Source organism: Pedobacter sp. ASV1-7, from assembly GCF_040203335.1.
Classification (GTDB): Bacteria; Bacteroidota; Bacteroidia; order Sphingobacteriales; family Sphingobacteriaceae; genus Pedobacter.
The window spans coordinates 68,281-81,390 of sequence record NZ_JBEHBV010000008.1 but is presented as its reverse complement, the minus strand read 5'-3'; the positions used below and the strand labels follow the sequence as shown (position 1 = coordinate 81,390).

Genomic DNA, 13,110 nt, shown 5'->3' with positions numbered 1-13,110 from the left:
GAAAAATCTATTATTTTAAAAAACTTATGCAGTTTTTTTAAAAACTACTTAAATATTCTCTGCTTCCAGCTGATGGTGACTTTTCAGCATACTGATAAACTTAGGATTAATTGCAAGTCCTTTCTGTTTATAATAAGCAATAATGTCATTTCCCAATTGTGTATTTAAATGATTGTAACGAACGGTTTTATTCGGCACTATAATATCAAAACGATCTATTTGTTCCGGTTTGTGCACCCCATTAATTACAGGCGCAGAAATAGTACAATTTGTTAAACTAGTCCCCAATTCAGCTTTTAAAAGATAATAATGTGTCATTTCGGACTTACTTGTCGGTCTAAATAAACAATTATTGAAAGTAAATCTTCCTGGCATTTTCCCTTCATTAGTTCCTGATACACTAGATAAGGAGCATCGATCAAAAGCAACATCTACTTTGCTATCACCAAACATTGCCACTACATTTTTACAATCTACCATTCTAATTTCCGGGTAAAGTGCATATTGATCCTCATACTTATTATTCTTATCGCCAAGAATTACAAAATGAAAAGGTATTATTTTTCTGCTAGCCACTTTAGATAAATCCTCTAATTGAACCTGGTTAAATACAATCTGTGAATTTGAATTTAAATGAGCTCCATCATAACCACCAACCTTATCTACCTGATAATTTTGTGGATTTATAATCCCAAACAGCCTTACTCCTTGTTCTCTTCCTTGCACCATTACATTTCTAAACTCAACATAGTTTGGAAAAAATAGTCTATGACCTGATTTAGTCTTAGAAAAAGCCGGGATCTTCATTAACCAACATGCAGCAACAGAATCAGATACTGTCTTAAAGTCAATCAGCAGATTTTCAACAATTATTGAGCGACCAAAACCCAAAGGATACTTATAATCAAAATCCTGTGGATTAAAATCCAGAACTGAAGTTTCGCCTAATGTTGAAGGAATAAAACGGCAATTGCGCATTAAGATATTCCCATCCCATTTTGAACCAAAATCTCTTCTAAAATTTATAAAACTGCGACTGAAACAAGAAGTATTTTCTATAGATAAATCTCCACCACCAGTTACGGAAATCCCTCTATATCCAATTGAAGAATCTTTTATATATAAATTCCAACAATGAAAGTGAACATCAATACGGTTTAACTTACAATTTTCGACCCTAAAATTTTTATTAAGGTTAGTACCAAAAACACCCCAGTGTATTGGTCCACCTTCTGCAGTTATATTTCTGAACAATGCATTCAATATTCTTGCTCCGCCAATTCCATAAGTTCCTGCTGAAACATCTCTTGCAGTCCCTTCCCGATCCTGTTCATAAGGTATCAGTCTTATGTTTTCAAGTTTTACATCATAAACATTGGAGTAAGAATAAAATCCACTGCGTGGACTCATTGAGATATCTGATTTACCAGGTTCAAGACCAACCCATTGATTTTGAATAATGGTACGGCTCCTTGATATAGCAAATCCGTTTCTTACATATTTAGTCCCCGGACTGTCGCCCGATAAATAAAAAGTACCTCCATTAACGGTTAAATAACTAGTATCAGCCGGGAATGCAGTAAAACTAGTATAATCCTTAAAAGACCAGGCAATATCACCTATAATACTTCCATGTTCTTCTACATAAAACAATTCTTCACGGGCCCAGGACTGCCCGTCAAACTTTGCCCCTGCACGGAAACCTATTTTATCGTTCTTATCAGATATATTTACCAGGCAATTCTTAAAAGCAGCAAGCTCTGGTATCACTTTAACACCAGGTTTAAATCTACTCAAAAAGCTTTTCTTCTCACTTTCACTAAGTTCAATTTTTATGGTGGCTTTACGCGGTAAGATTTTAAACCTTCCATTACCGGGGGTGTTTGTAGTCTCATCAATATGAAATATGCTACTGCCCCAATCTACATTTGTATATATTTCTACATTATTTGCTTTTTTGAGCCAATATTCACCACTAAAATTAATAACAGGCATATCATGTGCATTTGCATAATCATGCGCGGCTTTAATCTGAATGCTATCATCATTTACTCCATCCCCCACAGCACCAAACATCTTATAATTTACACTTTGAACATTAATTAAAACAGCAATCAACCCATTGTTTAATTTTAATCCTAAATCAATGTCCTTCTTATCATCAGACTTTGCCTTTTCAATTTTATAATTTGTTGCACCGCCATCACCAGCATTATAATAACCATAAGTTTGTACTAATGCTCCTTCTTTAAGTGACTGGTCTTTCAGCATTTCAACAACACTACCATAACTTTCCAATCTTTCCTTTTTCGCAGGCATTGCAACACCAGTATTTCCTAGTGCAGTTCCAGAAGCTGCAGTAGCTCCTACAATTCCAAGTGTAGTTAGCAGCTTTCTTCTACTCAGTAACTGGTCCTGATTCAATTTCTTTTCCATGTGTAAATTACTTAATCAATGAACTAATATCAGCCCAGCCTTTCCAGCCCTTACTTTTCGCCCCATAGTTTGGAAAACTTCCGAAAACTACCCTTGATGTAATATCCTCATATTTATTGTTTCCTACTTTTACTTTCTCCAGATCAACTTTGAAGTTATTTAACACCATACTTCTCTTCTCTGCATCTGTTCCTGCCGTTAAAATCTGACCTTCTTCCGCAGTTAGCAAGTAATTATAGCCTTGCGGATCAAATCCATAATGATGAAAAGCAATTGCATTTTTTGTGTTTTTAAAACTATTTCCGGTAAAAACATAATTGGTAGCAAAAGTTTCATCTCCGGGATCAACATTATTAAATAATGGAATAGAAATAAATGGATACACAGGAAAATCCTTAGTTCTTACAAAGGTTGATCCTTTTACAGTTCCACGATCACAATTTGCTCTGAAACGCACGTAATCTCCAGTACAATCTTCAAAATAGCAATCTAATACATTGATATTGGAAGAATGATAAGAATGATACATAAAATGAGAATGACTATCTACTCCTACCCTTTTAAACGTACAGTTCCTGTAGGTAACATTACTTGTTCCTTTCTGATGTACACCTGTTGTTCCGAAAATAATACCACGCATATCTGTCCATATACAGTCTTCAACACGAATATTCTTAGTTGTATTTCCTGTGGTGGAAGTAATTCGCAGAGCATAACCTAAACTTCCATTACCAGTAAAGCGAAAGTTTTTGATCATTATATTTTCAGAATTCTTAACATCAATAAGCACAGCCTTTTTCGGATGACCAACCGGAACATTGAACAGTGTATTATCTTTATCACCTTCTAATGATAAAAGATATTTAGAATTTCCCATTTTATCCAATACTAATGGTTTCTCAGTATATGCTCGTACATAATCTCCGCTGATAAACTTTACTATGACCTGATCCTTCTTTAATGCATTTTGAACTTCAGACCAAAACTTTGCATCCAGAAAGTCTGCTGCATCAGATACAGAGCTACCGCTTGCATTGCCTGAAGGTGCAGGAGCTACATATTTTATAACGGTAGCATTTGTGTTAAAAACCCCGGCGATCAAAAGCCCCAGGAGAAGTGAGAATAGTTTCATGTGTTTATTTGGTTATGGTTATATCGATTTGTCTGATTATTTCTTTGTCTCCATATATATTGGCATTCGAGGCAACAAAAGTGACCTTATAAGTCCCCTCCTTTTTAAAAGTATATTTATATTCAGAAGCCCTAATATCTACAAATCCTTTTATCGGAACTCCTCTATCTGGCCCTAAATCAGTTTTGCCAGTATTTAAATCAGGCGAAACACTCCATACCTCTGCATTTAATGTTCCCATAGAACTTGGAATTCTAATTGTCATTACTCCTGAAGCAGCATTAATTACACTATTCTTCACTGCCACATCATCACTAGTAAAATTCTTATCATATACAAGCGTAAAACTTTTACCATCGGCCACTGTTTTTTTACCCAATTCAGTTTGGCCTTCTGCTTTGAAATCACGAACAAACCAATTCCTCTGACCACCGCCTTGAGGATCTGTATCCGGCTTCTTCTTATATCTAAAAGCAATATAAATTGGTTTTCCTTCTTCTGCAAGTGGCATTAAACTTTTAACACCTGATTTAACTGCCTGTGCTCCATCTGTAGTATTCATAGAATGTGGAGCCAGAATAAAAGTACTGGTAATCTCATTAGTCCATGTTGCTGCCAAAACATCATCTATCGTATATTTACCATTGAAATCGGTAGAAGTCCATACAGAAAGTAAATTAGGATGTGTACCATAAGCTACATGAGTAGCAAAAGAAACATCCAATCCTGTTGATTCTAAAATTCTCCCTGACTTAAAATTATAATCGTTTAAAACCTCGCCAGAATAAAATGTAATCTGATCAGGATCTCCAGAGAACTTAAAGGTGATTTCTTCATTTTCCTTTGCCGTAGTTGAACTGGGGGTAACGATAAAATCAGGTTCTTTCACTTCTACTTTCGTACAGGCATTTAGCAATACAAAAGCCATTAAAGCAACTATATAATAAAATTTCATGATCTGTTAAATTAATATTGGTTTATAATTAACAATTACCATCCTGTATTTTGCACAAGAGCCGAGTTCAATCCCATATCAAAAGCGGGAATTGGCCATACCACATCCCTTTGCGAAACATTTCTATAAGGCCATTGAATATATTCCATAGTAGAAGGCAAAGTGCTATCCAGAATATGAGCATAAACAATCTTCATATTTTCGACCAGCAATCCCCAACGTACCAGGTCGCCTTTCCTTAAAGCTTCAAAACATAATTCTCTGGATCTCTCATCTTGAATAGTTTTTAAGAAAACCTCTTGAGAAGTTGTTTTATCTGCTGTTAAATCAGCATCTGTATTAGTTGTCAACGTTGCAGTTGCTTCTGCTCCTGTCCCGGATCCGCCTGAAAAACTTATTGTAATAGGTGTTCCATTAAACTTCTTGCCTGGGTTCGTCAGTGTAATTTTTGAAACTCCTCCGCTTGCCAGAGTCGCTGTTGCTTTTGCATCAATTCCTCCGCCACCAGTAATAGTTACTGTTAAAGGTGTTGTATAGCCCGATCCTGCTTTTGTAATTGTAATACTTTTAATGCTTTGAGAGTTCTGTCCAATTCCATTAAGATATTTACCATAGCCTCTTCTTCTTACCATATTCACAGCTTCAATAGCTTCAGGCGTTGCTTTTTTATTAATAAAGTTATCTGCTTCAGCAAACATCAGCAATACATCAGAAAACCTTAACACCGGATAATTCATAGGTGAATAGTTCTTTTCTTTAGGAAAAACTGTCTCGTAAACTCTTCTATATTTCCCTGCATCTCTCTGATAGATCTCGGTGATTGGCCTTGGTGTTTCCTTTGCAGGATTACCTGCTCCCAGTGTAAAAGGAGCAATTGACCAATCCCTACGCAAATCATATGAAAATAATGAAGTAGGATTTTCATATTTCTGCCAAAGTACGCCGGTAGCATTAAGAAATCCGTAACCATAAGCCTGATTTGGATCGTTATTAGCTGTCGTTTCTGAGTTATAAGTTATACCAAGATTAGTTCCAACCTGCCCACTTTCACGGAACACTCCTTGAGTATTTCCAAAAAACTCAATTTCCCAGAGACTCTCTCTAATATCATAAAGATCAGCGGCATAATTGATAAACACCTGGCTAAAATCTCCCAGCAATGCATGTGTTGCATCATCTTTAACCATTTTTGCCCATTTATGTGCTTCTGCATATCTTGTTTCGTCCTTAAGTGGAAACCCAGCCATAAACAAATTTACACGTGCTAATAGTCCACGGACAGCCGATTTGTTTATCCGACCTCCAAATCCTACAGCTTGAGCAGTTTTAACTTTAGCTTCTGCATCTTCCATATCGGCAATAATCTTTGCATACACATCTTTCAAAGGAGTACGAGGTACTGCAGTCGTCTCAATTGTTTCAGTAGGGTTTAAAAGTAATGGAACATCCCCAAAATTACTGACCAGCAAAAAATAATAATACGCTCTAAGGAACTTCGTTTCACCTTCAATAACCGCTCTATTGGTTTCGTTCATTACCGGTTTATCGATATTTGCCAGCAACAAATTTGCCCTGTTAATCCCCCTATAACAGGTAGACCACCAGGAACGAACATTTGGGTCAGCCGCAGCTACATTATAAGAAGAAACTCCGGTTATATCTGTAGAACGATCATAAAAACCATCGTCTGCATCAAGACCACTCCTTCCTATTCTACCTGCATATAAGGCTGCATCGCCTAATGGGGAATATACTGCAGCAAGTGAAAGGTTTAGCTGTTCTTCTGTATCATAAAAACTTTTAGGAGTTAGAAAGTCTTGTGGATCAGTACCCAAAAACTTTTTACATGAGCTTAAAGTTGTCAATATTAAAACAATGCTATATAATAAGGTTATACGTTTCATAACAATTTCTTTAATTATAATGTGACTTTAACACCAAAAACAATAGTTCTCGCTCTAGGGTAAGCTGACCAGTCAAACCCTGGAGTTAACGCACCTAATGAACGTTGAGTGGATACTTCCGGATCCATTCCTGAATAATTGGTCAGCGTCCACAAATTCTGGGCAGTTGCGTTTATACTTAATGCTTTTACTTTAATTACTTTCAGCAGCTTTGGTTGAAATCTGTAAGATAATGCAACTGTTTTTAAACGTAAGTACGATCCATCTTCAATATATTTAGATGAGTACCTACCAAGCTCACCCTGACCCCCAGCTCTGAATTGTGTGTTACTTGGGTTATCAGGCGTCCATCGATCTGCATAACTAGCAAATTGATTTCTAGCACTCTGTGGTCTTCCACCTTCAAAATAGATCCTGTTTGCATTAAAAATCTCATTGCCATAAGACCATTGCAAAAACACATTTAAATTAAAACCTTTGTAGCTAAAATCGTTACCAAATCCCCCCTGATGTTTAGGCATAGGATTTCCAATAATAGTTTGATCTGAACTATTTACAATTCCATCACCATTTACATCACGATACTTGATATCACCAGGCAGTGTTGTTGTATTACCACTATTAGGCACTGTGCTCTTTAGAATATATTGATTTCCGACTTTGTTAAAATCCTCATATTGATAGACTCCATCAAATATATATCCCATAAACAATGCCACCGGCTGATCAACCTGCGCAACCCATAAAGAGGAACCATTGTGAAGATTATCCCATGACGCCTGCGAGTACATTCTGCTTTCGTCATTGGTAAGTTCAACTATTTTATTTCTATTAAAACTGATATTAAAAGAACTGGACCAGCTAAAGTCTTTATTTTTTAGGTTGATCGTACTTAAGGTAAATTCAAGCCCTTCATTCTGTAGCTTACCTATATTTTTATAAAATTTGGTATAGCCAAATATTTCCGGAATATTGGCATTTAACAAAAGGTCTTTAGTTGTTTTGCGGTAAACATCGGTAGTTAGTTCAATTCTTCCTTTAAATAGGGACAGATCTAATCCTAAATCTGCCTGAACCGTAGTTTCCCATTTTAAATCTCTATTGCCTAATGTGTTTGGATACATCCCCCTTGTTGGGCTGTTATTCTGGAATGAATACGATTGGGCTATATTTGTTCCTGAAATTGTAGTGAGATATGGGAAATCTGTCACCCTGTTATTCCCTGTCAGTCCATAACTGGCTCGTAGCTTAGCATCAGAAATAAAAGTTAGTTCTTTCATAAAATCCTCTTTACTAATCCTCCATCCCATTGATCCGGATGGGAAAAATGCCCAGTTCTGACCAGCCATAAATTTAGAAGAACCATCGGCTCTATAATTTACCTTAATCAAATATTTAGACTTATAATCGTAAGATGCTATTCCTAAAAAAGAGGCCAACCTATTATTTGAAAGTGTAACCCGTTGAGACACCGGAAGCCCTTCATCCATTCCACTCAAACCTAAAGATTCGTTCGGAATCAGCTGACTTCCATATCCATATGATTTAGTTTCTACACCCTGAAATTCAGCCCCCAATAAAACGTCAAGATTATGAATCTTTCTTAGCGTTTGCTTATATTGTAATGTTGATGTAGAAATCCATGTATTCATCTTAGCAAAACTAAGATCAGACTGGACTCCTCGATCCGACGCTCTTGGAGACCCTCGATTTGTTCTGGTATTATAAAAATTATAACCTTCAGAATCTGATGAATTATAACCACCACTTTGCTTAAAAGTCAAATATTTATTAATATCATAAGTTAAATAAGCAGTGGTATTGAGACCAATTTTTCTTCTTTTGGTATCTTCATTTTTTAAAGACTGTACAGGATTTATTGACATTGCAGAACCTGTACCGGCTTCCTCATCAACCTCCTCATATAAAAAATCTTCATCAATACCATCATCAAGTGTTTCTCTTCCTGTAATTGGCCTGAAACCCCATGCTGCATACATTAAATAACCATATGCATGACCAGCAGATCCAGCATTTGCTGCAGCAATCTGACCATACGTTGGTGAATTACTATAGTTCACATTGATCCCTACTTTTACCTTATTATTTATAGTCTGATCCACCGCTATTCTACCTGTGATTCTATCAGCGCCACTATGTATAATTACACCTTCCTGATTAAACAAAGAGGTGGAAATAGCGTATTTTGTTTGCGCTGTACCACCTCGTAGAGATAGCGTATTAATGTATGTAGAGCCAGTTTGAAAAATTTGATCCTGCCAGTTAATCCCCTTAATATTCCTATAACTCTCCAATGTATTACCACCTTCTTTATAACCATCTTCTGTTGGAAGAAAATCCCCGGGTGTATAAGTTTTTTTTGCAGTTATTCCCCCTCTTTCTACCTGGTATTTAGCGAATTCATAAGGGCTCATCATTTCCATTTGTTTGTTCACATTTTGAAATCCAAATGAACCACTGTAGTTAATCACGGGCGCCCCTAATTTCCCTCTTTTAGTTTGAATAAGAATTACACCATTTGCGGCTCTGGCCCCATAAATAGCCGTAGCAGAAGCATCCTTTAATATGTTTATTGATTCTATATCATCAATATTTAAACTACCCGCATCAAACCCTTCAATAGCAAATCCATCAACAACATATAATGGAGCTGTAGATTGAGTTAAGGACCCCGCGCCTCTGATAACAATATTGATTCCTTCTGATCCCGGTTGCCCATCTCCTGAAGAAACCTGAACACCTGCAACCCTGCCTGCTAGCGCCTGATCAAAAGATAGTACAGGAGCCTTTTCCAGATCATCCATTTTTACCTGGCCAATAGAACCTGTTAAATCAGCCTTTCGAACAGAGCTGTACCCCGTTATCATTACTTCATTCAATGAATTCAATTCTGGTTTTAAAGAAACATTAATAGAGGTTTTCGTTCCTACCTGAATTGTTTGTTTTTCATAAGCAAGAAATGAAAAAAGAAGAAGATCATTAGCACCTGCTTTAATGGAGTACTTACCTTCAACATTTGATGAGACAACGACATTGGTTCTCTTTAGAAAGATACTGACACCCGGAATTGGTTCCTTCGTATCAGCATCCAGAATTGTGCCTGTTATTGTTTTTAAAGACTGGCTCATTCCTTTCTGGGGAAGAATCCAGCAGCTTGCAAAGAAAACAGCACAGAGGCAGATCTTCGTATACCAGAGATATTTCTTCTTCATACAGTACTAGGTTTTAATGATTGATAATGAAATGATTCTGTTATTTCGAGATGGGCACGTACAAATGTGTACGTACCCGACATTAATTAGTAAAACTATCTATAAGCAATTTCACACTTCTTATATCATATGCTATTTTAAAAAATATTCAAAAAATTCAAATGCAACCTCATTGGATTCCGGATTAGGAGAATGTAGCGGGCGATTTGTCATCGCTACCCGATTTTTAGCACCCAATAAGTTATTTACTTTTATAGTGTGATTTAATGGTATCCATTGTGATTCCGGATCCTCAGAGCCTCCCGACACTAGAAAAGGCCTGGGTGCCATTAATGCATGTAACTCATGCAAATCAAAACCTTCAGCAACTAATTTTGGATAAAGTCCTTTTACTGGATTTTCTTTAGTAATCAGTCCTCTTTTTCGCCATGGCTTTGGATAATATCCCAGATACCAAGGCTCCCAGTAATTAACGGACTCCCTTGCTTCGTTGAACACAATTCCCGGATCAGACCAAACTGCACAAGCAAATTTATCAAACAGACAAGAAGCAAACATTGCCCATTTGCCACCAAAAGAATGTCCCATAATACCTATTCTTTCTGCATCTACCTCTGGGGCTTTTGAAAGTACATACCATGCATTTGCAGCAGCATATCCTAAAGCAGAAAGTGGCTGGATCTGCGCTTTTTCTATGCTTGGATAATAAATAGAATATGTTTTGTCCAATGAAGCCTGTTTAGTTCCAATAGATAAAGTTACAAAGCCTCTATTCGTTAACTGATATGCAAAATCACGCTCCAGCTTTCCTTTCGTAATTGCTGTTTCAGGTTCATAAAAAACAGTAATTACTGCAGGTCTTTTACCTTTGCCATCCGGTACTGAAAGATAACCTTCTGTTACTTCATTTGGAGTCCATTTAAAGCGCACTTTATATTGAGTAAATCCATCTTTTCTGATGGTATCTAAATATTCCATCTTTTGATCTTTAAGAAAAGGTGGCCATTTACCCATCATACCATTCCATTTATCGGCAATTTCTTTACGTCTTCTGGACCAGTCGGCAGCTGTCTTTACAGTTGCACCGTTATAAAACTTTAGCGGTGACCTGAATTTACCATATTCATCTTTATAGCTAGCGGTTGGTGAAAAATAGGGTGAAATCTTTTCCCAGGTACTTTTCTTTGCTGGAGACTCTGTTCGTTTAATTCCCTGTCCTTTTAACTGCACAGAGAATATAACTATTACAAAAAGGAGGGTTGTTTTTTTAATTATCATCGTTCATTATTTTAGCCATTATAGAGTGGTTAATACTTAATAAGTGCTCTGTAAAAAAAGTTATATTTGGTTGTTAAGCAAATCCGGGTGCGTACCCGAATATAGTTATTTTTTTATTTATATACTTTAATTAATCATTTTTTTGATAAGCCAGGCGCTTTTCTTTCTATTCTGCAGCGGATAATACCAATGTCCGGCATCTTTGGCTATGAAAAGTTCTTTTGGAGCAGTAATTACATTATACGCTGAATACATAGAAGTTGGTGGGCAAGTTTCGTCATTAAAGCCCCAGCTATAAAATCCAGGAACCTTAATAAATCGGGCAAAATTCGCTACATCATAATATTTTGAGGTTTCAATCCTGTTTTTGGTCTGATAGGTTTTAGCATTAAATGTATGCGGCCAACCTCCGGCTCTATCATGCAAATAACCTGTTAAATCACACATTGCAGGAGCAAAAGCCACAAGGTATCTGACCCTGTTATCCAGCGCAGTTGTTACAATAGTCAAAGCTCCACCCTGACTACCACCTGCTACAGCCAGATTCTGGCCATCAAACTCTGGCAAGCTATATATAAAGTCAATTGCTCTTACACAACCCAAAAACACTCTTTTAAAATAAAACTTATCCCTATGCTCTATACCAGAAACACGGTATCTCTTATACTTCTCCTCAGTTGCCAATCTTTTGTATACACTATCTGCCATTGTTACCGGAATTCCATGAATACCTATCTGGAGCGTAACAAATCCTTTGGCAGCCATTCCCAGATCACCCGCTTTTGGCCCTACCCCGGCGCCTGGAACAGTTAATATTGCCGGATATTTTCCTGCTTTTTTCGGAACACAAAGAATCCCATAAATCCGGCTACCAGCCTCAAAATTCTGAACACTAATTTCATACACATTGATAGAATCATTAGAACGCTCAGGCAGTAACCTCAGTTTAGGATCCATCGGTATCTTTGCATTTTCAGCTTTTGCTCTATCCCAAAACTCTTTAAAATCTACCGGTACATTAGTTGTCGGTTGCAAAAGCTCCGGTGAAAAAGCTGCTGTAGCTAGGCCTCTATAGGTCTTCCCCTGGAACTTCACAGTAACTACACATCGAAGAAAACCAGATTTATCCATTGTCCCACCAGATATCTCATACTTTCCATTTATCAATGCAGTGCTATCTTTAATTACGGGATGCATTTTTTCAGGACCAACTTCATAATTGATTTTTATATCTTCAAGAGGCGTATCTTTATGAGAGACGTTAACAAGAAACTTAACCTGTTCCCCAGGTTTATAAACCCAGTCTTTATGATCAGCAGAAACATTAACGGTTACCAATTCGGGTTTAGGTTGTGCATAAGCTGATGAAATACTACATTGGAAAACCATTAATATTAATGCTCCAACATATAATAATCGATGTAACTTAATTTTAAATACCATAATATTATTGTCTTTATCTTTTTTCTATGATCATCCCAATCTCAATATCATCCCACCAGGCTTCCGTATCCCAGGTTCTAATTCCAACTTTACCACCTTCAAGGGGAGAATCATCTGTTACATCATGTATTTTTTTTCCATCAACATAATATCTGATACGCCCATTACTAACAGCATAAACAATTTGATAGGTTTTTTCTGTTACAGAAGACTCCTTGCTATCACTTAATAAAATGAAGCCTGGATCTTTTCTTATCCTTGAATGTTTAAATGTAAATGTTGAGATATAATTAGGAACATTATGGTATTGGCTATATGCACCTGTTCTTTTGCTATCTTTTCCAATTACCAATGATTTCCCATCGATTCCCTTCGCATGAGAGAATAAATTAAAATTGGTCTTATTGTCTTCTTTTTTCCCTTCTGCCCTTACTGTATATTTAACAATCAAATTTTCAGGAAATTCCATTTTATTCCAAAGCGTAGTACCAATCCCATGATCTGTAATAAATAGCTTTCCATTTAATACTTTGACTATGGCATCGGTACTTTCTATTTCCCACCTGTTTTTCCAGTTACTATCCATAAAATTTTCTTTGATGAGCCATTTAACCTGATACTTATCTCCTCCCACAAGCACTGTATCCAAAACAGAACCAGATTGGTGCGTTTCATAAGGAAAGCCAGATGTTCTTATGGAGCTAAACATGATTATATATAGGATTAGAC

8 protein-coding genes are annotated in these 13,110 nt (G+C 36.6%); all 8 read right to left on the bottom strand.

Features of this window, described 5'->3' with window-relative positions:
* Positions 1-48: 48 nt before the first annotated feature.
* Entirely contained in the window at positions 49-2,436 is a 2,388-nt protein-coding gene (locus ABDJ41_RS17695; protein ID WP_349787414.1) for a hypothetical protein, read from the bottom strand.
* Positions 2,437-2,443: 7 nt separating this feature from the next.
* The gene (locus tag ABDJ41_RS17690) at positions 2,444-3,568 is read right to left on the bottom strand and encodes a right-handed parallel beta-helix repeat-containing protein (protein ID WP_349787413.1); all 1,125 of its coding nucleotides are present in this window, start codon (positions 3,566-3,568) and stop codon (positions 2,444-2,446) included.
* A gap of 4 nt (positions 3,569-3,572) precedes the next feature.
* Positions 3,573-4,523 (bottom strand): DUF5017 domain-containing protein, encoded by a 951-nt coding sequence (locus tag ABDJ41_RS17685; protein WP_349787412.1) that lies wholly within the window; start codon positions 4,521-4,523, stop codon positions 3,573-3,575.
* A 35-nt stretch (positions 4,524-4,558) separates the two neighbouring features.
* A complete protein-coding gene (locus tag ABDJ41_RS17680) occupies positions 4,559-6,427 on the bottom strand; it encodes a RagB/SusD family nutrient uptake outer membrane protein (protein ID WP_349787411.1) in 1,869 nt (622 codons plus the stop codon).
* A 14-nt stretch (positions 6,428-6,441) separates the two neighbouring features.
* Complete coding sequence (locus tag ABDJ41_RS17675) at positions 6,442-9,660, bottom strand: SusC/RagA family TonB-linked outer membrane protein (protein ID WP_349787410.1); 3,219 nt, start codon at positions 9,658-9,660, stop codon at positions 6,442-6,444.
* A 132-nt stretch (positions 9,661-9,792) separates the two neighbouring features.
* On the bottom strand, positions 9,793-10,938 hold the full coding sequence (locus ABDJ41_RS17670; RefSeq protein WP_349787409.1) for a prolyl oligopeptidase family serine peptidase: 1,146 nt from the start codon (positions 10,936-10,938) through the stop codon (positions 9,793-9,795).
* Positions 10,939-11,064: 126 nt separating this feature from the next.
* Positions 11,065-12,381 (bottom strand): acetylxylan esterase, encoded by a 1,317-nt coding sequence (locus ABDJ41_RS17665; protein WP_349787408.1) that lies wholly within the window; start codon positions 12,379-12,381, stop codon positions 11,065-11,067.
* Between the two features lie 13 nt (positions 12,382-12,394).
* On the bottom strand, positions 12,395-13,090 hold the full coding sequence (locus ABDJ41_RS17660; protein ID WP_349787407.1) for a DUF1961 family protein: 696 nt from the start codon (positions 13,088-13,090) through the stop codon (positions 12,395-12,397).
* Positions 13,091-13,110 lie beyond the last annotated feature (20 nt).